The sequence below is a fragment of the Actinoplanes sp. M2I2 genome (genome assembly GCF_023544445.1).
Classification (GTDB): Bacteria; Actinomycetota; Actinomycetes; order Mycobacteriales; family Micromonosporaceae; genus Actinoplanes.
The window spans coordinates 128028-152853 of record NZ_JALPVJ010000021.1; the positions used below are offsets into that span (position 1 = coordinate 128028).

Here is a 24826-nt window from a genome sequence, read left to right on the forward strand (position 1 = left end):
GAACCGATCGGTCAGGCGCCCCGCAGGGTGGCGCCGAAACGGGCGGACACCGCGGCGACGGCGGCGTCCCGCGCGGCCAGCGTCTCCTCGGTCGTGAGGGTGCGGTCGGGCGCGCGGAACGTCAGCTTGTAGGCAAGCGACTTCTTGTCCGGGCCGAGCTGGTCCGACTCGTACAGGTCGAACAGCGACACCGACTCGAGCAGCTCGCCCGCCCCGTCGGCCAGCGCGGCCTCGACCGACGCGGCCGGGGTGGCCCGGTCGAGCACCAGCGCCACGTCGATCAGCGCCGGCGGGAACGACGAGATCCGCCGGGCCTGGGTGACCGGGGGCAACGGCAGCGCGTCCAGGTCGAGCTCGGCCACGCTGGTGCGCTTGGGCAGCTCGTAGGCCGACACGACGGCCGGGTGCAGCTCGCCGGCGTGGCCGACGACCGTGCCGTCCACCGAGATCGCCGCGCACCGGCCCGGGTGCCACGGCGCGAGCTCGGCGGCGCCCACGGTGACCCGGCCGGCCGAGACACCGGCCGCCGACAGCGCGATCCGCACCGCCTCGACCGCGTCGGCCCAGGACGCCGCGCGGCCCGGACCCCACCAGCCGGCCGGCTCGGCGTCGCCGGTGAGCGCGACCGCGAGGTGCCACGGCTGCGCCGGCACGATCGAGTTGGCCGCGATCCACTCCGCCTCGGACGGGCGGCGGTCGACGCCCATGACCGGCGGGGCGGTCTGGGCCAGGCGCGGCAGGAACACCGTGCCGGTCTCGAACAGCGCCAGATCGCGCCGGCCGCGGCCCAGGTTGCGCTTCAGCGTGCCGAGCAACGTGGGCAGCAGCGACGTGCGCAGCAGCGGCTCCTGCTCGGAGAGCGGGTTGGTGAGCCGCACGGCGCTGCGCCGGGGGTCGTCGGCCGGGTAGCCGAGCTGGTCGGCCGCCGCGGGCGCCACGAACGGGTAGGACAGCACCTCGACGTAGCCGTTCTCGGCCAGCGCCCGTCCCACCGAGCGGCGCCGCCGCTGCTGGGGGGTGATGCCGTTGCCGCCCCGCGCGGGCGGCAGCAGGCTCGGGATGTCGTTGTAGCCGCCCAGCCGGGCCACCTCTTCGACCAGGTCGATCGGGGCGAGCAGGTCGGGCCGCCAGGACGGCGGGGTGACCTCGAGCGGCGCGGCACCGGTGACCGCGCAGCCCACCTGGGACAGCAGGGCGGCGACCCGCTCGGCGTCGTAGGGCAGGCCGATGCTGCGCGCGGGCAGGCCCGGGTCGAGCGCGATCGTCGCCGGGGCGGTCACGTGGTCGAGGTCGAGCACCCGCTCGTCGACGGTGCCGCCCGCGTGCTCGGTCAGGATCTGGACGGCCCGCTCGAGGGCGACCAGGGTCAGCCGCGGGTCGACGCCGCGCTCCCAGCGCTTGGCCGCCTCGCTGAACAGCTTGTGCCGGCGGGCGGTGCGGCCGACCATCACCGGGTCCCAGTGGGCCGCCTCGAGCAGCACGTCGACGGTGTCGGGCTGCCACTCGCTGGTCTCGCCGCCCATCACCGCGGCGAGCGAGATCGGGCCGGTGTCGTCGCAGATGACCATGTCCTCGGCGTCGAGCACCCGGGCCACGCCGTCGAGCGTGGTCAGCTTCTCCCCCGGCCGGGCCCGGCGCACGACCAGGCCGCCGCTGAGCCGGCCCAGGTCGAAGACGTGCATCGGCTGGCCGAGCTCGAGCATCAGGTAGTTGGTGATGTCGACCGGCAGCGAGATGGCCCGGATGCCGGCCGCGATCAGGCGCTTCTGCATCCACTCGGGCGAGGGCGCGGCCGGGTCGATGCCGCGCACCACCCGGGCCGAGAACCGGTCGCAGCCGGCCGTGTCGTCGACCGTCACCGGGTACGGCGCCTCGGCCGTCGGCTCGGGCGCGGTGACCAGGGACGCCGGGTCGGTGTAGGACGCCGCGAAGGCGTACGAGAGCTCCCGGGCCAGACCGCGCAGGCTCAGCTCGTAACCGCGGTCGGGGGTGATCTCGACCTCGACCAGCACATCGGACAGGCCCACGACCGGACGCGCGTCGGCGCCCGGCTCGGCCACGCCCGGCGGCAGCACGATGATGCCGGAGTGGTCGCCGCCCAGCCCCAGCTCGGCGGCCGAGCAGATCATGCCGTGGGAGTTGCGGCCGTACGTCTTGCGCGCGCCGATCCGGAAGCCGCCCGGCAGCTCGCCGCCGGGCAGGATGACCGCGACCAGGTCGCCCTCGCTGAAGTTGCGGGCACCGCAGACGATCTCCTGCGGCTCGCCCCGGCCCACGTCGACCGTGGTGAAGCGGATCGGCTTCTTGAAACCGGTCAGTTCCTCGATCGTGAGCACCCGGCCCACGACGAGGTCACCCTGGACGGTGGCGGCCTGGTCGACGATCGACTCGACCTCCATGCCCAGGTTGGTCAGGGCGTTGTCGAGTTCCTGCGCGGTGAGACCGGGGGGCAGCTCGACGAACTCCCGCAGCCACGACAGTGACGTCTTCATGCTGAGCCTCAGACCTCCATTCCGAAGTTCGCGGTGAACCGCACGTCGCCCTCGACCATGTCGCGCATGTCGCTGACGCCGTTGCGGAACATCAGGGTGCGCTCGACGCCCATGCCGAACGCGAAGCCCGAGTAACGCTCGGGGTCGATGCCGCAGGCCACCAGCACCCGCGGGTTCACCATGCCGCAGCCGCCCCACTCGACCCAGCGCGGGCCGTCGCGGTGCTGGGCGAACCACACGTCGAACTCGGCCGACGGCTCGGTGAACGGGAAGTAGTGCGGCCGCCAGCGGGTGCGCGCGTCGGGACCGAACATCGCCTTGGCGAAGTGGTCGAGCGTGCCGCGCAGGTGGGCCATCGTGATGCCCTCGTCGACGACCAGGCCCTCGAGCTGGTGGAAGACGGGGCTGTGGGTGGCGTCGAGCTCGTCCGAGCGGTAGGCCCGGCCCGGACTGACCACATAGATCGGTGGCTGCCGGGTGAGCATGGTGCGCACCTGGCCGGGCGAGGTGTGCGTGCGCATCACCAGGCCGGGCAGGTCGACGTAGAAGGTGTCCATGGACCCGCGGACGGCGTTGTCGGGCCCGATGTTGAGCGCGTCGAAGTTGGCCCACTCCAGCTCGAGCTCGGGGCCCTCGACGAGGTCGTAGCCCATGCCGGCGAACAGGTCGCCCATGTGCTCCATCAGCGTGGTCAGCGGGTGGCGGGCGCCGCGCGGGCGGCGGTCCCACGGCAGGGTGACGTCGACGCGCTCGGTGACCAGCACCTTGGCCGCGCGCTCGATCTCGAGCTCGGCCAGGCGCGAGTCGTACGCCCCCTGCACGGACTGCCGGGCGAGGTTGACCCGCTTGCCGGCGTCGGACTTGGCGGCCGGCGGCAGCGAGCCGATCTCGCGGCGGGCCAGCGAGATCGGGGCCCGGTCGCCGAGGTGCGCGGACTTCAGCGTGGCCAGCTCGTCCAGGTCGGACGCGGCGTCGAAGGCCTTGCGCGCGTCGTCGACGGCGGCCTCCAGTGCGGCCGGGTCGAGCAGGGCGGCCTGCTTCGGATCGTACGGGTCGTTGCGGTAGGACATGGTCTCCCTCACACACCGGCTGTGCCTCGGACAGCGCCGGACGGCAGTCTACGGACGCGCGACTGGGCCGCAGCCCGCCGGTCAGGGAAATCGGGGTGTGTCAGACCCGCATCAGGGTGTGCAGACCCGCAGCCCGCGACCAGCGGGCCGGCTAAACAGCGTCATCAGGGTGGGCACCCGCTCAGCATATCGCGTCACCCGCCGCGCACCGCCACGGTTATTCCGGCGTGGGCCGGGATCGGCGAGTCCATGGCGGTCAGCGCCACGCCGGCCGCCTCCAGCGGGATCTCCGAGCCGACCAGCCGGGCCGGGTCGAGCCGGCCCCGCGCGACCAGGTCGAGCATCGGCGGGTAGTCCGCCGCGGCCATCCCGTGCGAGCCGACGACCTGCAACTCGCGGGCCACGACGAGATCCCACGGCAGCGGCGCGCGGGCGTCCGGGCCGAGCATCAGACCGACCTGGACGTGCCGGCCGCCGCGGCGCAGGCTGCGCACCGACGCCTCGGCGGTGGCGGCCGACCCGTACGCGTCGATCGCGATGTCGGCCTCCTGGTCGATCTCGTGGACGATCACCGCGCCGAGCGAGGCGGCCAGCGAGGCGGCCGCCGGGGACGGGTCGACCGCGAGCACCCGCAACCTCAGCGCCGTCGCGATCATGACCGCCGAGAGCCCCACGCCACCACAGCCGTACACCGCCACGACGGCGTCGTCCCGGATCGGCCCGTGCCCGGTCAGCGCCCGGAACGCGGTCGCGAAACGGCACCCCAGGGCGGCGGCCGGCACGAAGCCGACGCTGTCGGGCAGGCGTACCAGGTTGGTGTCGGCCGCCCGCACCACGACCCGTTCGGCGAACGACCCCGGATGGGTGAAGCCGGGCTGGGTCTGGTTGGGGCAGATCTGGGCCCGGCCCTCGGCGCAGAACGCACAGAACCCGCAACCGTTGACGAACGGGGCGGTCACCCGGTCGCCCACCGCGAAGCCCTCGACGCCGGCGCCCACGGCCGCGACCACCCCGGCGAACTCGTGCCCGGGGATGTGCGGCAGCGGGACGGGATCGTGCCCGCGCCAGGCGTGCCAATCGGAGCGGCACAGGCCGGTCGCGCGCACGTCGATCAGGGCGCCGCCGGCCGGGCAGGTCGGCTCGGGCACGTCGGCGATCCGCGGGGGCGCGCCGACGGCGTCGTACAGGACGGCTCGCATCAGCGCTGGGCCCGGGCCGACGCGTACAGGCAGACGGCGGCGGCCGCGGCCAGGTTCAGGCTCTCCGCCCCGCCGTAGATGGGCACGCGCACCTGACGGTCGGCCGCCTCGAGCAGCGCGGTGGGCAGACCGTGCGCCTCGGAGCCGAACAGCCAGGCGGTCGGGGCGTCGAGCACCCCGTCGTCGGCCAGCGAGTCGAGGTCGTCGGCGCCGTAGCCACTGGTGGCGAGCACCTGCAGACCGGCGGCACGCAGTGATTTCACGACGTCGAGCGGGGAACGGACCACATCTACATGAAACAACGACCCGGCCGACGCGCGGACGCATTTGCCGTTGTACGGGTCCACGGCATCGCCCGCGAAGACGACCGCGCCCGCCCCGGCCGCGTCCGCCGTGCGCAGGATCGTGCCCGCGTTGCCGGGATCGCGGACCTCGGCGACGACCGCGACCAGCCGCGGCTGCTTGGCCAGCGCCTCCTTGAGCGGCACATCAACCTGCTCGCAGACCGCCACCAGCCCCTGCGGCTGCACCGTCTCGGCCAGCGCGGCCATGCCGTCGTCGGTCACCGGGGACACCACGTCGGCGTGGGCGACCAGGTCGGCGTACCGCTCGACCGCGTCCCCGGTCGTGAACAGCTCGACCACCACCCCGGCGGCCAGCGCCTCCCGCACCGCCTGCGGCCCCTCGGCCAGGAATCGCCCGGCCTGGTCGCGGTCCCGGCGCCGCTGCAGTTTCCGTGCGGCGGCGACCCGGGGAGTACGAGCGCTGAACGTCATCGACCGTTCCAGTCTGGGGTTCGGGCCTGCAAGAGGCGGAAAAGGCCGACAGGCGCCTCCCGTGACGGGAGACGCCTGTCGAAGAACTTACTTACGCGGCCTGCGCGGCCGCGCCGCCGGTGCCCTCGGCCGCGACAGCAGCCTTGGCCACCTCGACGATGGCGGCGAAAGCCACGGCGTCGTTCACCGCGAGGTCGGCCAGGATCTTGCGGTCGACCTCGATCTCAGCCAGGCGAAGGCCCTGGATGAGGCGGTTGTAGGTCAGGCCGTTGGCCCGGGCGCCCGCGTTGATGCGCGTGATCCACAGCTGGCGGAAGTCGCCCTTGCGGTCACGGCGGTCGCGGTACGCGTACTGCATCGAGTGCAGCACCTGCTCCTTGGCCTTGCGGTACAGGCGGGAGCGCTGACCGCGATATCCGCTGGCGGTCTCCAGCAACGTGCGACGCTTCTTCTGGGCGTTCACTGCCCGCTTGACGCGTGCCATTTCGGTACTCCTAACAGGGGAACGGGTGTGGCGCGCGTCAGCGGCCGAGCAGCTTCTTGACTCGCTTGAGGTCGGCCTCGGCGATGACCACGGTGCCGGTCATGCGCCGGGTGACGTGCGAGGACTTGCCCTCGAGGAGGTGGCGCTTGCCGGCCTGCTCGCGGACGATCTTGCCCTTACCGGTGACCTTCACCCGCTTGCCGGTGCCGGTGTGGGGCTTGAACTTAGGCACGTGGAGCCTCTTTCTGATCTTTCCGGGCCGCACGGCGGCCCGGAAAAGCGTGCTTACTGTGCGGTGGTGTCGGTGACTTCGACCGGCGGCGCCTCGACGCCATCGCCCTCGCGCGGCTCCCTCGGCGGACGCGCGTTGGCCGCGACCGTCGCAGCAGCAGCTGCCTTGGTGGCCCGGTGCGGGGCCAGCACCATGATCATGTTTCGGCCGTCCTGCTTCGGACTGGCTTCCACGAAACCGAGCTCCGCGATCTCCTCGCTGAGCCGGCGCAGGAGCCGGAAACCCAGCTCGGGGCGGCTCTGCTCGCGACCGCGGAACATGATCGTCACCTTGACCTTGTCGCCCGCCTTGAGGAACCGCACCACGTGACCCTTCTTGGTCTCGTAGTCGTGCGGGTCGATCTTCGGCCGGAGCTTCATTTCCTTGATGACGGTCTGCTGCTGATTGCGCCGCGCTTCGCGTGCCTTCAGTGCGCTCTCGTACTTGAACTTGCCGAAGTCCATGAGCTTGCACACCGGCGGCCGCGCCATCGGAGCAACCTCGACCAGATCCAGATCGACGTCCGCAGCCAGCTGCAAGGCGCGCTCGAGCGGGACGATGCCCACCTGCTCACCCTCGGGGCCGACCAAACGGACCTCACGAGCCCGGATCTGTTCGTTAACGCGTGGTTCGACGCTGATGGGGCCTCCTCAGAACGGTTTACGTCTGCCAATGTCGGTCGGCCCCGCGCCCGGGGACAACCGGGCGCCGGGAAAGCAGAAGGCCCCGCGTGCTCTGTCGCTTTTCAGCATCAGCGCATGCCGGGGCCCGCTCGACCGGTCATCGGCGTCCATGAGGACGCTCCCCGGACGTCGGATATTCCATCCGACGTCCAGGTGACCGGACCCGGCCCTCGGTGAAAAGGCGGCGGGTGGGAACCAGCGGGCTCCTCTTTCGCGTCCGCAGAAAACGCGGACGTGGTCGACGGCGTCGAGTCTAGCAGGTGTGGATCCTCAGGCGTCGACGGCCGCCGCGTGCAGCTTGCGCAGCGTACGGACGCCCTCGACGGCATAGTCCTTGTCGGCCGCCTGCAGCGCGTGAACCGAGATCTGCTCGTCGTCGAGCAGCTCGAGCTGGGCCCACGGCGAGTTCCGGTCGAAGCGCACCTTGCGCACCACCGACCAGGGCAGGTCGTAGCCGCCGACGACGTTGCGCACCCGGATGTGCTCGGCGTCGGCGATCACCCGCGGCCGCAGGAAGGCCAGGACGCCGAGCGCGATGAGGATGCCGAGCCCGATCATGGCGGCCTGGTCGCCGCGCTGGAACGAGCCGGAGTTGTCGAAGCCGGCCGACCCCTTCAGCCCGAAGCTCAGCACGGTGAAGAGCACCGCCACCGCGACCGCGACCGGCACGGCCACCCAGCGGATCTTCTTGGGCCGGTAGGTCACCGTCGTCTCGTCCACGGTCCTCAGGCTACTCACGTCCGCGATCACCCCCTACAGCCGGCAGTTGGCGATGTCGGTGACCAGGATGGCGCGGGCGCCCAGCTCATAGAGCTCGTCCATCACCCGGTGCACCCCGGAGCGGGGCACCATCGCCTGCACGGCCACCCAGCCCTCGCGGTGCAGCGGCGACACCGTGGGCGACTCGATGCCCGGTGTCAGCGCGGTGGCCTCGTCGAGCAGGTCGGCCCGGACGTCGTAGGCCAGCATCACGTAGCCCCGGGCCACCAGGACACCCTGCAGGCGGCGGACCAGCTGGGCGGCGCCCGCGTGCTCGCCCTCGGCCCGCCCGATCAGGATCGCCGACGACCGCAGCAGCGGCTCGCCGAGCGTGACCAGACCGGCCTGGCGCAGCGTGGCGCCGGTCTCGACCACGTCGGCGATCAGGTCGGCGACGCCCAGCCGGACGGCGTTCTCGACCGCGCCGTCGAGCCGCACCACGTCGGCCTTGAGCTCGTGCTCGGCCAGATAGCGCTCGACCACCCCGGGGTACGCGGTGGCGATGCGCTTGCCGCCGATCTCGTCGGCCGAGGTCAGCGAGCCGGTCGGGGCGGCCCAGCGGAAGGTGGCGCCGCCGAAGTTGAGGTCGAGCACCTCGGTGGCCGGGACTCCGGAGTCGACCAGCAGGTCACGACCGGTGATGCCCAGGTCGAGATCCCCCGAGCCGACGTACGTGGCGATGTCGCGCGGCCGCAGGTAGAAGAACTCGACGTTGTTCTCCTCGTCGCGGCAGATCAGGTCCTTGGGGTCGGTGCGCTGGCGGTAGCCGGCGTCGCGCAGCATCTGCGACGCGGGCTGGGACAGAGTCCCCTTGTTGGGGACGGCGATGCGCAGCATCTCGGACGTGCTCCTTTACTCGAACGGTCCAGGCTCAGGCACGCACGTCACAGATGTCGATAGACGTCCTTGAGGTCGAGGCCGGTGGCGATCATCAGAACCTGAGCCTGGTAGAGCAACTGCGAGATCTCCTCGGCGGCCCGCTCGGGGCCCTCGTGCTCGGCGGCCATCCAGGACTCGGCCGCCTCTTCGACGACCTTCTTCCCGATGAAGTGGACTCCGCGCTCCAAAGCCGCGACGGTGGACGAACCGGGGGTTCCCTCCGCCGCCTTGGCCTGAAGCTCGGCGAACAACTCTTCGAACGTCTTCACGGTGGGCCATTTTGCCAAGTCGTCACGGGATGGCGACGAACGGCCCCAGCAGGTGAGACGTGTTCTAGGCTCCCGGTCATGCTCAGCCGATTCACCCTCCTCACCGCCAGCGGCGCCGTGCTCGCGCTGGCCGCCCTCGCGGGCTGCTCGCCCGTCGAGGAGAACGCCGCCCCCACCACGTCAGCCAGCGCTTCCGGCGACGTCTGCCCGGCCGGCGCCCTGTCGACCAAGACCGCCGGCAAGCTGACGATCGGCACCGACAACCCGGCGTACGAGCCGTGGTTCTCCGACAACGACCCGAAGAACGGCAAGGGCTTCGAGTCGGCCGTCGCCTACCAGGTGGCCCAGCGACTGGGCTATTCGCAGGACAACGTGATCTGGACCTCTGTGACGTTCACCAACGCCATCGCGCCGGGTCCGAAGGCCTTCGACTTCGACATCAACCAGTTCTCGATCACCCCTGTACGCCGCAACGCCGTGGACTTCTCGTCGCCCTACTACCTCGTCCGGCAGACCGTGATCACCACGAAGGGCTCGAAGATCGCCGGCGCCAAGTCGCTGGCCGATCTCCAGAGCGCCAAGCTGGGCGCCCAGGTCGGCACGACGAGCTACCAGGCGGTCACCGACCTGATCAAGCCGAGCTCCCAGCCGTCGGTGTTCAACAACAACGACGACGCCAAGGCCGCCCTGGTCAACGGCACCGTGGACGGCATCGTGGTGGACCTGCCGACCGCGTTCTACATGACCGCGGCCGAGCTCAAGGACGGCGTGATCGTCGGTCAGCTGCCCCAGGTGGGCGTGCCCGAGCAGTTCGGGCTGGTGCTCGACAAGGGCTCCGCGCTGACCGGCTGCGTCAGCACGGCGGTCGACCAGCTGCGGCAGGACGGCACCCTGGCCGTCCTGGAGAAGACCTGGCTGGCCGACTCGGGCGGGGCTCCCGAACTCCAGTGACCACGCCGCTCCACACCGTCAGCGCCGTTCAGCAGGACCGGATCGCCTTCCGTCGCCGGTCGGCGGTCCGGTCGGTGCTGCTCGCCGCCTTCTCCACCGCCGTCGTCGGCACGCTGCTGGGCGTGCTGGTCACCGGCGCGCCCGGGTGGGACCGGGTGCGCCAGTCGTTCTTCGACCCGCGCATCGCCGTGGACTGGCTGCCCGAGATCCTCCAGGGGCTCTGGCTCAACGTACGGATGCTGGTGTTCTGCGCGCTCGCCGCGCTGGCGCTGGGGCTGCTCATCGCCGTGCTGCGCACGTTGCGCGGTCCGGTGTTCTTCCCGGTACGGGCGCTGGCGACCCTCTACACGTACTCGTTCCGCGGGCTGCCGCTGATCATCGTGATCTACCTGATGGCGTTCGGCATCCCCGGGCTGCGGTTGCAGGGCACGCCGAGCGTCACCGTGCTCGGCGGCGCGGCCATCGTGATCACGTACGGGGCGTACCTGGCCGAGGTGTTCCGGGCCGGCATCGAGTCGGTGCACCCGAGCCAGGTCGCGGCGGCGCGCTCGCTCGGGCTCAGCTACCGGCAGTCCATGCGGTTCGTGGTGCTGCCCCAGGCCGTCCGGCGGGTGGCGCCCCCGCTGCTCAACGACACCGTGGCCCTGCAGAAGGACGTGGGCCTGATCTCCCTGGCCGGTCCGATCGACGCGATCAGGGCGGCGCAGATCGGCGTGGCCCAGACGGCCAACTTCACCCCGTACGTGGTCGCGGGTGTGCTCTTCGTGCTGCTCGCGCTGCCGCTGATCGGCATCACCGACTGGGTGACGCTGCGCGCCGCCCGGCGCCAGGCCGGTGGTGAGTGATGGTGCTCTCCTGCACGGACGTCCGGAAGACCTTCGGCTCCGCCGTGGTGCTCGACGGGCTCAGCCTCGACGTCGGCGAGCACGAGGTGGTGGCCCTGATCGGCGCCTCCGGCTCGGGCAAGTCGACGCTGCTGCGCTGTGTGAACCTGCTCGCCGAGATCGACGACGGCGTCATCCGCCTCGACGGCGAGGACATCACCGACCCTCGGGTGGACCCGGATTCCGTACGCCAGAAGATCGGCCTGGTCTTCCAGTCGTACAACCTGTTTCCGCACATGACCGTGCTCGACAACATCACGCTCGCGCCGGTACGGGTGCACAAACGCGCCGCCACGGCCGCCCGGGAGCAGGCGATGGAATGGCTCGACCGGGTGGGCCTGGCCGACAAGGCGGGAAGCTATCCCGACAAGCTCTCGGGCGGCCAGCAGCAGCGCGTGGCGATCGTGCGGGCCCTGGTCAACAGCCCGCGCCTGCTGCTGCTCGACGAGGTGACCTCGGCGCTCGACCCCGAGCTCGTGGGTGAAGTGCTCACGATGATCCGGGACCTCAAGGGCGAGGGCATGACCATGGTGCTGGCCACCCACGAGATGGGCTTCGCCCGCCAGGTGGCCGACCGGGTGGCGTTTCTCGACCAGGGTCGCGTGCTCGAACAGGGCCCGCCCGCGCAGGTGCTGGGCGACCCGGTCGAGCCCCGCACCCGCCAGTTCCTGGCCCGCATCATCGAGGCCGGTCGCCTCTGACCGGCCCGGGGGCACGTGGTGTTGCTCGCGCATGACACCGTGCAACGGCGGGCACGGGGGTGAACCGTCTATACGGGGAGGCGGCCCTCTTGCTTCGCTGAGAGGACCGACATGCGTCGTTTCATCGCCTTTCTCGCCGTCCTGACCGCCTTGATCACCGGATCGGCCCTGCTCGCCGCCGGCGCGCAGGCCGCCACCGGACCATCCGGCACGAGAGTCGTCACCGCCGACCGCGCCGCTCAAGGCGAGCGGGTCGTGGTCACGCTGAGCGCCACCTGCCCGGCCGGCGCCACCATCAAGGTTCTGGTCACCGTCACCGCGGCCAACGACGACCGCATCGCCCAGGGCACCCGCCAGAAGAAGGCGGACTGCACCGGCGTCGCTCAGCCGATCGAGCTGCGGGTGGAGCGCAACCCGATCGGCGCGGACTTCGTGGTCGGCCCGGCCACGGCCACCACCGTGCGCACGGTCTGCGACGCCGCCGACTGCGACGTCATCGCGTTCGACGAGACGATTCGGATCAGCTGATGCGACTGCGAAGCTTGACTGCCCTCGCCCTGTCCACCGTTCTGCTCACCGCCCTGAGCCCGGCGCCGGCCCGGGCGGACGCCGGCGCCGAGATCGGCCTGCTGGGAACGACGCTGGCCGCGCGGGGCGCGGCCGTCGACGTCAACTACAGCGTCACCTGCCCGGCCGACATCACCGGCACGGCCACCGTCTCGGTCACCCAGACCCGCGACGACGGCCTGATCGCGAGCGGAACCGCGATCGACGAGCTCACCTGCCGCAACGGCGGCGTGCTGCACATCACCCGGGTGACCGCCACCGTCGGAGGGGCGCCGTTCGAGCGCGGCCGGGCACGGCTCACCATGCTGGTGACCGGAGCCGCCCCGATCAACCAGAACACCCGCTTGCAGAACTGACCACGTTCCGTCAGGGCTCGGGCCTTCTGTCAGGGCTTGGCCAGGTCGCGGAGCACCAGCGCAGCGTCGAGCACCGCCACCGTGGACTGCCAGCCCTTGTCCTCGACCGAGTCCTCCAGGCCGGCCCGGTCACGGGCCTGCCCGAGGCTCTGCACGGTCAGCACGCCGTGGCCGACCGGGGTCCGCTCGTCGAGCGCGACCCGGGTCAGCCCGGCGGTGACCGAGTCGTTGACGTACTTGTAGTGGTCGGTCTCACCCTTGATCACCACGCCCAGCGCCACCACCGCGTCACACGTGCGGGCCAGCGCCTGCGCCACGACCGGCAGCTCGACCGAGCCGGCCACCCGCGTGACCACGACGTCCGTGACGCCGCACTCCTCCGCCGCCGCCCGGGCCCGCTCGATCATGTGGTCGATCAAGTCGGAGTGCCAGCGCGCGCCGACGATGCCGAGCCGCAGCCCGGCCGCGTCGACGATCTCCAGATGCGGATCACCGAAACCGGCCATGTCTCCCCCTCTTTGCCGTTCATCGTCGTCGGAAGCAGCCGGGAAATCAGCCCAACGCCTCGAACAGGTGCCCCATGCGGTCCCGCTTGGTCCGCAGGTAGTGCACGTTCTCGGGGTGCAGTCGCACCGGCAGCGCCTCGCGCCCGGTGATCGTCAGCCCGTAGCCCTCGAGGCCGGCCCGCTTGGCCGGGTTGTTGGTCAACAGCCGCATCGAGCGCACGCCCAGGTCGTACAGGATCTGGGCGCCGGTGCCGTAGTCGCGGGCGTCGGCCGGCAGTCCCAGCTCGAGGTTCGCGTCCACGGTGTCGAAGCCGCGGTCCTGCAGCTGGTATGCCTGCAGCTTGTGCAGCAGGCCGATCCCCCGGCCCTCGTGCCCGCGCATGTAGAGCACCACGCCCCGGCCCGCCTCGGCCACCCGCTGCAGGGCGGCGTCGAGCTGCGGGCCGCAGTCGCAGCGATGCGAGCCGAAGACGTCACCGGTCAGGCATTCCGAGTGGACGCGGACCAGCACGTCGTCGCCGTCGGCGAGGTCGCCGTAGACCAGCGCGACGTGCTCGCCGGCGTCGGTCAGCGCCCGGTAGCCGACCGCGGTGAACACGCCGTGCTCGGTCGGCAGCCGGGTCTCGACCACCCGCTCGACCTGGGTCTCGTGGTGCCGGCGGTACGCGATGAGGTCGGCGATGCTGATCAGGGCGAGATCGTGCTCGGCCGCGAACTTCTCGAGGTCGGGGCGGCGCTGCATCGTCCCGTCGTCGTTCACCATCTCGCACAGCACGCCGGCGGGACGCAGCCCGGCCAGCACGGCCAGGTCGATCGAGGCCTCGGTGTGGCCCGGGCGGCGCAGCACACCACCGGGCTTGGCCCGCAGCGGCACCACGTGGCCCGGCCGGGAGAGGTCGGCCGGCTGGGTCTCGGGCGAGGACAGCAACCGGATGGTACGGGCCCGGTCGGCCGCCGAGATGCCGGTCGTGACCCCTTCGCGGGCGTCGACCGTCACCGCGTACGCCGTGCCCCGCGCGTCCTGGTTGGTGTGGAACATGGGCGGGAGGTCGAGACGGTCGGCCTCGTCCTCGGTGATCGGCACGCAGATGTAGCCCGAGGTGTAGCGCACCATGAAGGCGACCAGTTCGGGCGTGGCCTTCTCGGCCGCGAAAATCAGGTCGCCCTCGTTCTCGCGGTCCTCGTTGTCGACGACGATCACCGCGCGGCCGGCCGCGATGTCCGCGATGGCCCGCTCGACGTTCGCAAACGATCCCAGGTCAGACATTGCGGTCTCCGATCATCTTCTCGACGTACTTGGCGATCACGTCGACCTCGAGGTTCACCGGGTCGCCGACGTCCTTGCTGCCCAGCACGGTCAGCTTCGACGTGGTCGGGATCATCCCGACGCTGAACGTCTCGTCGTCGACGGCCATCACGGTCAGCGACACCCCGTCGACAGTGATCGAGCCCTTCTCGACCACGTACCGGGCCAGCTCGGCGGGCAGCGAGAACCGCACGACCTCCCAGTCGGCGGCCGGCTCGCGGGAGACGAGCGTGGCGACGCCGTCGACATGCCCCTGCACGAGGTGACCGCCGAGGCGGCTGCCCAGCGCGGCGGCCCGCTCGAGGTTGACCTGACCGCCCGCCTGCAGAGCCCCGAGCGACGAGCGGCGCAGCGTCTCGCCCATCACGTCGGCCGTGAAGACGCCGTCGACGTTGTCGATCACGGTGAGACAGACGCCGTTGACCGAGATCGAGTCGCCGTGCCGGGCGTCCGACGTGACCAGCGGCCCGCGGACCGCCAGGACCGCGGAGTCGCCGCCCGAGTCGGTCAGGCGCACGACTTCACCGAGTTCCTCGACGATGCCGGTGAACATAAGAAGCTCCTCTTGACGGTGCGGGCGGGTCTCAACGGTGGCGGGCGGGTCTCAACGGTGGCGGGCGGGTCTCAACGGTGGCGGGCGGGTCGGTCAGAATCGGAGCGGTCAGAATCGGAGCGGTCGGCGCCGGGGCGGTCGGCGCCCCGGTGGTCGGCGCCCGGGTGGTCGGCCGGCTTCGTCCGGATCGCGGCGGTGAAGCGCAGGTCGGGGCCGATCTGCGTGATGTCCTTGAGATCCAGCTCGATGGCGTCGGCGATGGTGCCGATGCCGGCGTCGACGAGCGCGGGCCGGCCCGCGCCGAGCAGCTTGGGCGCCACGTAGCCGATCACCTGGTCGACCAGGCCACCGGCCAGGAAGGCGCCGGCCAGGGTGGGGCCGCCCTCGAGCAGCACCGACCGCACGCCCCGGCCGAACAGGGCGCCGAGCAGCGCGGTCAGGTCGACGCGGCCGTCCGGGCCGGCGCCGATCTCGTGGGTGGTGGCGATCCAGGTCGGTGCGGCGGCGTCGCGGACGCGGGCCTTCTCGGGCGTTCGTCCCTCGGAATCGACGACGACGCGGAGCGGCTGTTTGATGGCCAGGCTGCCGTCACGCAGGTCGCGGACGGTGAGCTGCGGGTCGTCGGCGATGACCGTGCCCACGCCGGCGACGATCGCGTCGACCGTGCCGCGCAGCACGTGCACGTCGGAGCGCGCCGGCGACGAGGTGATCCACTGGCTGGTGCCGTCGGCCGCGGCCGAGCGCCCGTCCAGCGTGGCCGCGAACTTCCAGGTCAGATACGGCCGGCCGCGGCGCACGGCGGTCAGCCAGGCCACGTTGCCCTCGGTCGCCTCCCGGCGGCGCATGCCGGTCTCGACCTGCACCCCGGACGCGCGCAGGGTGACCGCGCCGCCGGCCGCGACCGGGGTGGGGTCGTCGACCGCGATCACGACGCGCCGCACGCCCGCGTTGATCAGGGCCTGGCTGCAGGGACCGGTGCGTCCCGTGTGGTTGCAGGGTTCGAGGGTGACGACGGCGGTGCCACCGCGGGCGCGCTCACCGGCCTGGGCCAGCGCCACGATCTCGGCGTGCGGGCCGCCGGCGTACGCGTGGAAGCCCTCGCCGACCACCTCGCCGTCGGGGTCGAGCAGGAGGCAGCCGACCACCGGGTTGGGGCTGGTCGTGCCGAGTCCGCGGGTGGCCAGCGCGATCGCGCGGCGCATCGCCTCGTCCTCGGTCACCATCGGTCTCGTCCTCTCGCGCGGTGCTGTCACGCGCGGGAAGGAAGAGTCAGAAACGCCGGGAATCGGGCACGAGGGTACGCTGCGCGTACCCCGGCCGGGGGCTGGGCAGCCCTCGTTCCGATGCCGACGCGCTGTCTCCCATCCGGACTGTCTGACCGGGCCTGGAAAGCCTGGTCAACCGTCGGCCCTGGAGTCTCACCAGGTCCACCGTCCGTCATCGGTCGACGACGTCCGGGTCGCGGGCTTACCGATCAGAAAGCGATCGGATCACCGCCGGTTCGGAATTTCACCGAGTCCCGCCAGCGCGTGGTGGGTCACCCCCGAGTTTTGCACGCCGGACGGTTTTTGCCACCACCCGGGCGAGCCATGTCACAGCTGCTTAACTTGAACGCACAACTGCCCACGCCGGGCTGACCTCAGGCTTCGGCCCCGTCGGCCCGTCGGCGGTCGATCGCCACATACGACCCTGGCTGCGATTTGGCGACCTTTTTCATCTCCGAGGCCACCCCGATGACCACGCGCGGGTCGGCGAAGCGGCGGCCCTCGACGGTCGCCTGCGCCACGCCGATGGAGAGGGTCACCAGGGCGGCGCGGTTCTTGTTGCCGCGGCGATCGGGCACCTCGATGTAGCCCCGCTCGGCGTCGTGCGCGTCGTAGAGCTGGTCGGCCGACTGCTCGAAGTCGGTGACCATGCGCTTGGTCAGCGGCAGCACCTGATCGGGCGTGCAGATGAAGACGAAGTCGTCGCCGCCGATGTGGCCCAGGAAGATCGAGGGCGGGCCCACCGTGCTGACCGCGCGGTGCAGGCTGCGGGCCAGCGCCGTGATGAATTCGTCGCCGCGGTCGAAGCCGTACACGTCGTTGACGCTCTTGAACCGGTCGATGTCGATGTAACCCACGGCGTACTCACCGCCGGCCTTCATCCGGTCGGAGATCTCGCGCCGCACCCGCGCGTTGCCGGGCAGGCCGGTCAGCGGCGAGGTCTCGCGGAACTCCTTGTTGCGCCGCAGCGTCGAGGACACGCGCGCGATCAGCTCGGCCGTGTCGAACGGCTTGACCAGGTAGTCGTCGACGCCGGCGGTCAGGCCCACCACCTTGTCGACGGTCATGCTCTTGGCCGTCAGCATGATCACCGGCAGGGCCGACGTGAGCGGCTCGGCCCGCAGTCGCCGGGTCAGCTCGACCCCGTCCATGCGCGGCATCATCCAGTCGACCACCGCGAGGTCGGGCCGCTGGTCCTCCATCAGCTCGAGCGCGTCCTGCCCGTCGCGGGCCCGGATCACGTCGAAGCCGTGCACCTTGAGGTTGAACTCCACGAAGCTGGCGATGTCCTGGTCGTCGTCGACCACCAGGATCAGGTCGGGCCGGTCCTCGGGCTCGGGACCGAGCTCGTCGTGCTGGGGATCAGCGATCCCTGTGCTCATCCGACTCCTCCCACGAGGGCGCGCAGCTTGCCGATGGCCTCGGCCGGGTCCTGCGCTCCGTAGACCGCCGTGCCCGCCACGAACGCGTCGGCCCCGGCCTCGGCGGCCTGCTCGATCGTGTCGGCCGCGATGCCGCCGTCGACCTCGAGACGTACCTCGAGATTGTCAGAATGGATGCGGCGGCGCACCTCGCGCACCTTGCCGAGCATCTCGGGCAGGAATTTCTGCCCGCCGAAACCCGCCTTGATGGTCATGATCAGCACAGTGTCCACATGGGGCAGCAGGTCGAGGTAGGGCTCGACCGGCGTGTCCCGGTCGATGGCCAGCCCGGCCTTGGCCCCGGCGGCCCGCAACGTCTTGGCCAGCGCCACCGGGTCGTCGGTGGCCTCGGCGTGGAACGTGACGTTGTAGGCGCCGGCCTCGGCGTAGCCCGGCGCCCAGCGCTCGGGATCGGTGATCATCAGGTGCACGTCGAACGGGAGACTCGTCGCCTTGCGCAGACTCTGCACCACCGGCAGGCCGATGGTCAGATTGGGGACGAAGTGGTTGTCCATGACATCGACGTGCACCCAGTCGGCGGCGCCCTCGATCGCATGCACCGCGTCGGCGAGACGGGCGAAATCGGCGGCCAGGATGCTGGGGGCGATGATCGGCGATGGCTCCACGGCCTGAAGTCTAAGACCTCGGCGGCCCGCTCTCTTCCCGCCTGTGGATAACCGGTCCGAGTGGTCCGGGATCCTCCCGGGCGGGCATCAGCCGATAGAGTGACCCGCCTTGGCCGGACAGGGGCGGGGGAACGACATGCGACGATGGGCGGCCGCCCTGGCCGGCGCCCTCGTGCTGGCCCTGAGCGGCTGTTCCGACCTGCCCGGCGGCGTCGACGGCGACCTCACGAACGGCTGGTCCGGGCCGCCCGCGGCGCGGCAGTTCCGCCCGGCCGCGGCGCAGTGTCACCCCAACCTCGTCGAGCGGGGCACGCTGGAGGAGTACGCGCCTGTCGCCTGCGGTGGCCCGCACCTGGCCGAGACCGCGGTGATCGCCGACCTGCCCGACCTGCCGGCCGCGGCCCGCGCGGGCCGGGCTTTCCGCGAGTGCTCCGAGCGCGTCACGCCGTTCCTGGGTGGCGACTGGCGCACCGGCTGGCTGGTCCTGCAGCCCGTGCTGCCCAGCCCGGAGGCCTGGCGGGGCGGCGCCCGCTGGTATCGCTGCGACCTGGCCGAGGCGTCCCCGGTCGACGGTGAGCTCGTCCGGCGTACCAGCTCCTTGAAGGGCTCGCTCAAGGGCACCGGCAAGGTGCGGATGTCCTGCGCCAACCCCAAGATCGCGGGCGAACGGGTCACCGAGATGCGCCCGGTGGCCTGCGCCACCAGGCACACCGCGGAGTTCGCCGGCATCTTCGTCAGCAAGCGCGCGTCGGCGGCCGGCCTGACCCCGGCCGAGCTCGAGAAGGGCTGCCACAAGGTCATCGCCACGTTCGCCGGGCTCCCGGCCGACAGCAGCGTGCGCCACCGGGTGGGCTGGCTCGGCTTCCCGCCCGACGACGCCTCGTGGCAGCTGGGCGACCACGCGATCCGCTGCTTCCTGTGGCTCAACGGCGAGCCGATGACCGGCTCCTACAAGAAGGCCGGCACCCGCAAACTGAAGATCCACTACGTCTACCGCTGAGGCGTGCCCCCTCAGCTGGTGCGGCGCAGCACCGCCAGGAACATCGCGTCGGTGCCGTGCCGGTGCGGCCAGAGCTGCACCGTCGGACCCGCGCCGATACCCGGCATGCCCGCGGGCAGCAGAGGACGGGCGTCGACGAAGTCGACCTCCACCCCGCTGCGGCGCGAGCCCTCGGTCACCGTCACCTGGGTCTCCACCATGTGCGGCGAGCACGTCACATAGGCCACCACGCCACCCGGCCGGACCGCCCGCAACGCCGCGACCAGCAACTCGCGCTGCAACTTGGTCAGCGGCGGCAGGTCGGCCGGCTGACGGCGCCAGCGCGACTCGGGCCGGCGCCGCAGCGAGCCCAGGCCGGTGCACGGCGCGTCGACCAGCACCCGGTCGAAGCCCGCCTCGGGCAGGCCGGGATCGCGGCCGACGGACCGGCCGTCCACCGCCAGCACCTTCACCGGCATGCCCGCGGTGGCCTGCTCGACCAGGCGCGCGCGATGCTCGGCGACCTCGACGGCGGTCACCTCGGCGCCGCGCGCGGTGGCGATGGCCCCGAGCAGGCCCGTCTTGCCGCCCGGGCCGGCGCAGAGGTCGAGCCAGCGGGTGTCCTGCCCCTCCATCGGCGCGGCCAGCAGCGCCGAAGCGACCAGCTGGGAGCCCTCGTCCTGCACGTGCGCGCGACCCTCGTGGATCGCCGACAGCTCGCGCGGGGAGCCCCCGTTCAGATAGACCGCGTACGGCGAGAACGCGCCCGGCACCCCGCCGACCTCATCGGCCAGCTCGACCGCGTCGGCCCGGCCCGGCCGGGCGCACAGGTGCACCACCGGCGGCTGGTTGTCCTCGATCAGCAGCCGCGTCGTCTCGGCCAGGTCACCGCCGAGCGACTCGGCGAACGCCCGGATCACCCACTCCGGGTGGTTGTGGTGCACGGCCAGGTTGCCCACCGGGTTCTCGTCGTAGGCCGGGGCGAGCCTCTCGAGCCACTTGTCCAGCGGCGTCTCGGCGATCGTGCGCAGCACCGCGTTGGCGAAGCCGGCCGCGCCCGGAGCGACCGACCGCACCAGGTCGACGGTCTGGCTGACCGCGGCGAACGCGGGCACCCGGGTGTGCAGCAGCTGGTAGGTGCCCAGCCGCAGCGCGTCGCGGGCCGGCGGGTCGATGCGGGCCACGTCGCGCCCCGCCGCGTCGGCCACGATCAGGTCGAGCGTGCCCATCGTGCGCAGCGTGCCGTAGGTGAGCTCGGTCGCGAACGCGGCGTCCCGGCCGGCCAGCCCCATGTCCCGCAGGATCTCGGACAACACCAGGTTGGCGTACGCGTCGTCGCGGTGCACGGCCGCGACGGCCTCGTAGGCGGCCTGACGCGCCGGGTCCGACGGCGGCCGCCCGGCGCGGGGGCCCCGGCCCGTACGCCCGTCGCGCTCGTAACCCGGCCCGCCGGGCCGTCGCGGCCGCCCGGAACCGTGCGGCCGATCTGCCTTGTGGTCGGTCACTGAAGCTTCTCCCCCGGCTGGATGCGCAGGCCACGAGCCCAGTCGGTCGCTGCCATCGGTTTCTTGCCCGCGGCCCGGACCTCGCCGAGCACGACCGGCGTGGTGGCCGTGCCGACGAGCACCTGGGACCGCTCGACGAGCAGGTCACCGGGCGCCAGGTCGGGACCGTTGGCCACCGGGCGCACGGGACCGAGCTTGAGCCGGTCGTCGCGCAGCGTCGTCCAGGCCCCCGGCGCCGGGGTGCAGGCCCGGATGCGCCGGTCGACCGCGAAGGCCGGGTCGTCCCAACGGACGCGCGCGTCGTCGACCGTCAGTTTCGGCGCCAGGGTGATGCCGTCGGCCGGCTGCGGGTGGGCCCGGGCGGTGCCGGCCTCGATCGCGTCGAGCACCGCGACAAGCAGCCCGGCGCCCTCGGTGGCGAGCCGTTCGAGCAGGTCGCCGGACGTGTCGGTGGGCCGGATGTCCTCGGTCAGGGTGCCGTAGACCGGGCCGGTGTCGAGGCCGGCCTCCAGCTCGAAGACGCTGGCACCGGTCACCTCGTCGCCGTGCAGCACCGCGTGCTGCACCGGGGCGGCGCCCCGCCATGCGGGCAACAGGGAGAAGTGCAGGTTGACCCAGCCGTGCTTGGGGATCTCGAGCGCGCTCGGCGGCACGAGAGCGCCGTACGCCACCACGGGCACACAGTCGGGCGCCAGCGCCCGCAGCCGCTCCTGGAACTCCGGCTCGCGCGGCCGCTCGGGGGTCAGCACCTCGATGCCGCGCTCGTCGGCCCACGCGGCGGCGGGCGACCGCACCAGGCGGCGTCCGCGCCCGGCCGGGGCGTCGGGGCGGGTGACCACGGCCAGCAGCTCGTGCCCCGAGGCGGCGATCGCGTCGAGGCTGGGCACGGCGACGGCCGGGGTGCCCGCGAAGACCAGGCGCAACCCGCTCACCGCCCCAGCCCGAAGAGGCCGCGGCCGTGCGGGCTCTCCTTGACCGTGGGCGGCTTGGCCGCGTCGTACCAGTCGGCGGAGCGGATCTGCTTCATCGCGTCCTTACGGGCGGCGGCGTCGAGCCGGTCGAGGAACAACACGCCGTCGAGGTGGTCGGTCTCGTGCTGGACACAACGGGCCATCAGCCCGGTGCCGACGATCCGGATCGGGTCGCCGTGCTCGTTGTAGCCGGCGGCCACGACGTTCTGACGGCGTTTGGTGTCGACGTAGATGCCCGGGATCGACAGGCAGCCCTCGGGTCCGTCCTGCTCCTCGTCGTCCGGGAAGGACAGCACCGGGTTGACGATGTGACCGACCACGTCGTCCACGTCGAACGCGAACACGCGCAGGCCGACGCCGATCTGCGGGGCGGCCAGCCCGGCGCCGCCCTCCTCCAGCATGCTGTCGGTCAGATCCTTGACCAGGGTGCGGAGTTCCTTGTCGAAGTCGACGACGAGATCGGCCGGCGTCCGGAGGACCGGATCACCGAACAGACGGATGGACTGGGCGGTCACGCGGGCAGACTCCTGACATCTCGGCTCGGCACCCGACTAGTCTACGGAGTGCTTCTGACGCTTTCGGGCGGCGTGGGGGTGCCGCGCGTCACCGGGAAGGACGGACCGGGGACGGCCCCCGGAATTGTCGGGGGTGCCGGGCAGAATGTTCTGCGATGGCGACCAAGGATGTACGACGCGAGCGGGTGCCGGCCGAGCGGCTGCCCGTGGCTCGGGTGTCCGTCGACGTGCCCCTGCCCCACCTGGATCGCCCGTTCGACTACCTGGTGCCGGCGGATGACGACGAGATCGCCCAGCCCGGCGTCCGGGTCAAGGTTCGCTTCGCCGGTCAGCTGGTGAGCGGCTTCCTGCTCGAACGGGCCGAGTCCTCGCCGCACGGCGGAAAGCTGGCCTATCTCGACCGGGTGGTGTCGCCCGAGCAGATCCTCGACCCCGAGATCGCGCAGCTGGCCCGGGCCGTGGCCGACCGCTACGCCGGCAACCTCAGCGACGTCCTCCGCCTGGCCGTCCCGCCCCGCCACGCCCGGGTCGAGGCCCAGTCCCCCGCGCCCACCCCGAGCGACCCCGCCGCCGACGCTCCCCCGAGCGAGGCCCAGGCCGCTGACGCTCCCCCGAGCGAGGCCCAGGCCGCTGACGCTCCCCCGAGCGAGGCCCAGGCCGATGACGCTCCCCTGAGCGAGGCTCCGGCCGATGACGCTTCAGCAGGCGACGCCCCGGTTGGCGACTTTTCGGTTGACGACAGCCCGGTTGACGACGCTTCGGTAGACGGTCCTTCACTAGAGAGTGCTTTGGTAGAGGGTGCTTTGGTAGAGGGCGCGCCTGACCTCGCTGCCTCCGCCGACGGCGTCTCGGGCGCTGAAGGCACGACGGCCTCGTCGACGGCCGTGGACCAGCACGCCCTGGTCGCCGGCGGCACGCAGCCGGCCGATCCCGGCGGGTGGAGTCAGTATGTCGCCGGGCCGGCTTTTCTCCGGGCGCTGACCGACGGGCGCAACGCGCGGGCCGTGTGGGGCGCGCTTCCCGGCGAAGACTGGGCGAGGCGGATCGCCGAGGCCGCCGAGGCCACCGTCCGTGGCGGGCGCGGCGTGGTCATCGTGGTGGCCGACGCCCGCGACCTCGACCGGGTCGACCGGGCGCTCGCCGCGGTGCTCGGGCCGGGACGTCACGTCGCGCTCAACGCCGCCCTCGGTCCGGCCGAGCGCTACCGCCGCTTCCTGGCCGCCAGCCGCCACCAGGTGCCGGTGGTGGTGGGCACCCGGGCCGCCATGTGGGCGCCGGTCGCCAAAGTGGGCCTGGTCGTGATCTGGGACGACGGCGACGATCTGCACGCCGAGCCCCGCGCGCCCTATCCGCACGCCCGCGAGGTGCTGCTGACCCGCTCCCAGATGGCCGGCTGCGCCGCCCTGGTGGCCGGCTTCGCCCGCACCGGCGAGGGGCAGTTGCTGCTCGAGACCGGCTGGGCCCGCGAGATCGGCGCCGCCCGGGACGTGCTCCGCGAGCGCGCCCCGGCGATCGCACCCACCGGCGACGACCCGCAGCTGGCCCGCGACCCCGGCGCCGCCACCGCACGCCTGCCCAGCCTGGCCTGGCAGGCCGCCCGCCAGGCCCTGCAGTCGGGCGCCCCCGTCCTCGTGCAGGTCCCCCGGCGCGGCTACCTGCCGTCGATCGCCTGCGCCGAGTGCCGCACGCCGGCGCGCTGCCCGCAGTGCGCCGGCCCGCTCGGCCTGCACGGCGCCCGGGACGTCCCCGCCTGCCACTGGTGCGGCCGGGCCGCCGCCGCGTATGCGTGTCCAGCCTGCGGCGGCCGGCGGCTGCGCGCCTCGATCACCGGCGCCCGCCGCACGGCCGAGGAGCTGGGCCGGGCCTTCCCCGGCTTCCCGATCCGCACCTCGGGCAAGGACGAGATCCTCGACACGGTCCCCGGCGATGCAGCCGTGGTCGTCGCCACCCCCGGCGCCGAGCCGGTGGCGGCCGAAGGCTACGGCGCGGTCCTGCTACTAGACACGTGGGCGCTGCTGACCCGTTCCGACCTGCGCGCGGCCGAGGAGACGATGCGCCGCTGGCTCAACGCGGCCGCGCTGGCCCGGCCGTCCCGCCGGGGCGGGAAGGTCGTCGTGGTCGCCGACGGCTCACTGGCCCCCGTCCAGGCCCTGATCCGCTGGGACCCGGCGTGGTTCGCCCTGCGCGAGCTGACCGAACGCCGAGAGCTCGCCTTCCCACCCGCCTCCCGCATGGCCAGCGTGACCGGCCGCGCCGAGGCGGTGGCCGACTTCCTCCACGTCGCCCGCCTACCCGACGACACCGAACTGCTGGGCCCGGTCCCCGCCGACGACGACCAGGAACGCATGCTCCTGCGAGTCCCCCGCTCCCAGGCCGCGGCCCTGGCCCACGCCCTCCACCAGGCGGCCGCGGTGCGCAGCGCCAAAAAGACGACCCTCCCGGTACGCCTGGAAATCGACCCCTCGGCCCTCTTCTGAAAACGCCCGCCGCAGCCCTCAAGACGACAGCCGAGCCCGTCCAGGAAGCCAGCCGGCCACTTCACAGACGCAGCCACGCCGATTCAGATGGGCCGACGCCGCCAAGCCCGGCGGACGGCTGACCGGGCAGGCCGGCAGTGGGCTGGGTGGGCTGGCGGATGCGCAGGCAAGGCGGGCGCGATGGCAGGCGGGCGCGCAGCCAGGCAGGCGGGCGCGCAGCCAGGCAGGCGGACGCGCAGCCAGGCAGGCGGACGCGCAGCCAGGCAGGCGGACGCGCAGCCAGGCAGGCGGACGCGCAGCCAGGCAGGCGGACGCGCAGCCAGGCAGGCGGACGCGCAGCCAGGCAGGCGGACGCGCAGCC

General features: G+C 72.4%; 25 protein-coding genes, 1 pseudogene and 1 riboswitch. Of the genes and pseudogenes, 7 read left to right on the plus strand and 19 right to left on the minus strand.

The window, feature by feature from the left end; genetic code table 11:
• Nucleotides 1-11: 11 nt before the first annotated feature.
• From pheT to HJC40_RS35355, 10 genes are all read right to left on the minus strand, one after another.
• Complete coding sequence (pheT, locus tag HJC40_RS35310) at nt 12-2492, minus strand: phenylalanine--tRNA ligase subunit beta (protein WP_250007784.1); 2481 nt, start codon at nt 2490-2492, stop codon at nt 12-14.
• 8 nt (nt 2493-2500) lie between these two features.
• Complete coding sequence (gene pheS, locus HJC40_RS35315) at nt 2501-3562, minus strand: phenylalanine--tRNA ligase subunit alpha (RefSeq protein WP_250007785.1); 1062 nt, start codon at nt 3560-3562, stop codon at nt 2501-2503.
• A 194-nt stretch (nt 3563-3756) separates the two neighbouring features.
• Nucleotides 3757-4761, minus strand: a complete 1005-nt coding sequence (locus HJC40_RS35320; RefSeq protein ID WP_250007786.1) for an alcohol dehydrogenase catalytic domain-containing protein — start codon at nt 4759-4761, stop codon at nt 3757-3759.
• Entirely contained in the window at nt 4761-5537 is a 777-nt protein-coding gene (locus tag HJC40_RS35325; protein WP_250007788.1) for an RNA methyltransferase, read from the minus strand. Before HJC40_RS35325 ends, HJC40_RS35320 begins: the two co-directional genes overlap by 1 nt.
• Before the next feature lie 91 nt (nt 5538-5628).
• Complete coding sequence (rplT, locus tag HJC40_RS35330) at nt 5629-6021, minus strand: 50S ribosomal protein L20 (protein ID WP_250007789.1); 393 nt, start codon at nt 6019-6021, stop codon at nt 5629-5631.
• Nucleotides 6022-6058: 37 nt separating this feature from the next.
• Nucleotides 6059-6253 (minus strand): 50S ribosomal protein L35, encoded by a 195-nt coding sequence (rpmI, locus tag HJC40_RS35335; protein WP_250007790.1) that lies wholly within the window; start codon nt 6251-6253, stop codon nt 6059-6061.
• A gap of 53 nt (nt 6254-6306) precedes the next feature.
• Entirely contained in the window at nt 6307-6933 is a 627-nt protein-coding gene (gene infC / locus HJC40_RS35340) for a translation initiation factor IF-3 (protein WP_250007814.1), read from the minus strand.
• 312 nt (nt 6934-7245) lie between these two features.
• Nucleotides 7246-7695 carry a PH domain-containing protein gene (locus HJC40_RS35345; RefSeq protein WP_374273483.1) on the minus strand — a complete coding sequence of 150 codons (450 nt, stop codon included), beginning with the start codon at nt 7693-7695 and terminating at the stop codon, nt 7246-7248.
• A gap of 33 nt (nt 7696-7728) precedes the next feature.
• A complete protein-coding gene (gene hisG, locus HJC40_RS35350) occupies nt 7729-8571 on the minus strand; it encodes an ATP phosphoribosyltransferase (RefSeq protein WP_250007791.1) in 843 nt (280 codons plus the stop codon).
• Nucleotides 8572-8618: 47 nt separating this feature from the next.
• Nucleotides 8619-8882: a phosphoribosyl-ATP diphosphatase gene (locus HJC40_RS35355; RefSeq protein ID WP_250007792.1), complete on the minus strand. Its 264-nt coding sequence runs from the start codon at nt 8880-8882 to the stop codon at nt 8619-8621.
• A gap of 78 nt (nt 8883-8960) precedes the next feature.
• Here HJC40_RS35355 and HJC40_RS35360 point away from each other — a divergent pair, with 78 nt between their 5' ends.
• The 5 genes from HJC40_RS35360 to HJC40_RS35380 all read left to right on the plus strand — a co-directional run bounded on the left by HJC40_RS35360 (nt 8961) and on the right by HJC40_RS35380 (nt 12341).
• The gene (locus HJC40_RS35360) at nt 8961-9833 is read left to right on the plus strand and encodes an ABC transporter substrate-binding protein (protein ID WP_250007793.1); all 873 of its coding nucleotides are present in this window, start codon (nt 8961-8963) and stop codon (nt 9831-9833) included.
• Complete coding sequence (locus HJC40_RS35365) at nt 9830-10678, plus strand: amino acid ABC transporter permease (RefSeq protein ID WP_250007794.1); 849 nt, start codon at nt 9830-9832, stop codon at nt 10676-10678. Before HJC40_RS35360 ends, HJC40_RS35365 begins: the two co-directional genes overlap by 4 nt.
• Nucleotides 10678-11418, plus strand: a complete 741-nt coding sequence (locus HJC40_RS35370) for an amino acid ABC transporter ATP-binding protein (RefSeq protein ID WP_250007795.1) — start codon at nt 10678-10680, stop codon at nt 11416-11418. The genes HJC40_RS35365 and HJC40_RS35370 overlap by 1 nt, the downstream gene beginning before the upstream one ends.
• 111 nt (nt 11419-11529) lie before the next feature.
• The gene (locus tag HJC40_RS35375) at nt 11530-11946 is read left to right on the plus strand and encodes a hypothetical protein (RefSeq protein WP_250007797.1); all 417 of its coding nucleotides are present in this window, start codon (nt 11530-11532) and stop codon (nt 11944-11946) included.
• The gene (locus HJC40_RS35380; protein ID WP_250007798.1) at nt 11946-12341 is read left to right on the plus strand and encodes a hypothetical protein; all 396 of its coding nucleotides are present in this window, start codon (nt 11946-11948) and stop codon (nt 12339-12341) included. The genes HJC40_RS35375 and HJC40_RS35380 overlap by 1 nt, the downstream gene beginning before the upstream one ends.
• 29 nt (nt 12342-12370) lie before the next feature.
• Here HJC40_RS35380 and ribH read toward each other — a convergent pair whose 3' ends face one another.
• The 6 genes and pseudogenes from ribH to rpe all read right to left on the minus strand — a co-directional run bounded on the left by ribH (nt 12371) and on the right by rpe (nt 18018).
• On the minus strand, nt 12371-12847 hold the full coding sequence (ribH, locus tag HJC40_RS35385; RefSeq protein ID WP_250007799.1) for a 6,7-dimethyl-8-ribityllumazine synthase: 477 nt from the start codon (nt 12845-12847) through the stop codon (nt 12371-12373).
• Between the two features lie 46 nt (nt 12848-12893).
• A complete protein-coding gene (locus HJC40_RS35390) occupies nt 12894-14114 on the minus strand; it encodes a bifunctional 3,4-dihydroxy-2-butanone-4-phosphate synthase/GTP cyclohydrolase II (RefSeq protein ID WP_374273490.1) in 1221 nt (406 codons plus the stop codon).
• A complete protein-coding gene (locus tag HJC40_RS35395; protein WP_250007800.1) occupies nt 14107-14706 on the minus strand; it encodes a riboflavin synthase in 600 nt (199 codons plus the stop codon). The genes HJC40_RS35390 and HJC40_RS35395 overlap by 8 nt, the downstream gene beginning before the upstream one ends.
• A 176-nt stretch (nt 14707-14882) precedes the next feature.
• Nucleotides 14883-15929: pseudogene (ribD, locus tag HJC40_RS35400) on the minus strand (bifunctional diaminohydroxyphosphoribosylaminopyrimidine deaminase/5-amino-6-(5-phosphoribosylamino)uracil reductase RibD); the annotation flags it as partial.
• Between the two features lie 126 nt (nt 15930-16055).
• A riboswitch (FMN riboswitch) is annotated at nt 16056-16237 on the minus strand.
• Between the two features lie 108 nt (nt 16238-16345).
• The gene (locus tag HJC40_RS35405) at nt 16346-17353 is read right to left on the minus strand and encodes a response regulator (protein WP_250007801.1); all 1008 of its coding nucleotides are present in this window, start codon (nt 17351-17353) and stop codon (nt 16346-16348) included.
• Nucleotides 17350-18018: a ribulose-phosphate 3-epimerase gene (gene rpe, locus HJC40_RS35410; protein ID WP_250007802.1), complete on the minus strand. Its 669-nt coding sequence runs from the start codon at nt 18016-18018 to the stop codon at nt 17350-17352. Before rpe ends, HJC40_RS35405 begins: the two co-directional genes overlap by 4 nt.
• A gap of 136 nt (nt 18019-18154) precedes the next feature.
• On the opposite strand from rpe, the gene HJC40_RS35415 reads away from it, so the two are divergent.
• A complete protein-coding gene (locus tag HJC40_RS35415) occupies nt 18155-19018 on the plus strand; it encodes a septum formation family protein (protein WP_250007804.1) in 864 nt (287 codons plus the stop codon).
• 11 nt (nt 19019-19029) lie between these two features.
• On the opposite strand, the gene HJC40_RS35420 is transcribed toward HJC40_RS35415, so the two are convergent.
• Genes HJC40_RS35420 through def form a run of 3 tightly spaced genes read right to left on the minus strand, consistent with a single transcriptional unit; the run spans nt 19030 to nt 21988 of the window.
• Nucleotides 19030-20502: a transcription antitermination factor NusB gene (locus tag HJC40_RS35420; protein WP_250007805.1), complete on the minus strand. Its 1473-nt coding sequence runs from the start codon at nt 20500-20502 to the stop codon at nt 19030-19032.
• Nucleotides 20499-21425, minus strand: coding sequence for a methionyl-tRNA formyltransferase (gene fmt, locus HJC40_RS35425; RefSeq protein WP_250007817.1), 927 nt, complete (start codon nt 21423-21425; stop codon nt 20499-20501). The genes HJC40_RS35420 and fmt overlap by 4 nt, the downstream gene beginning before the upstream one ends.
• A 5-nt stretch (nt 21426-21430) precedes the next feature.
• Nucleotides 21431-21988: a peptide deformylase gene (gene def / locus HJC40_RS35430; protein ID WP_250007806.1), complete on the minus strand. Its 558-nt coding sequence runs from the start codon at nt 21986-21988 to the stop codon at nt 21431-21433.
• 155 nt (nt 21989-22143) lie between these two features.
• Here def and HJC40_RS35435 point away from each other — a divergent pair, with 155 nt between their 5' ends.
• Nucleotides 22144-24465, plus strand: a complete 2322-nt coding sequence (locus HJC40_RS35435) for a primosomal protein N' (protein ID WP_250007807.1) — start codon at nt 22144-22146, stop codon at nt 24463-24465.
• The last annotated feature ends 361 nt before the right edge of the window (nt 24466-24826 follow it).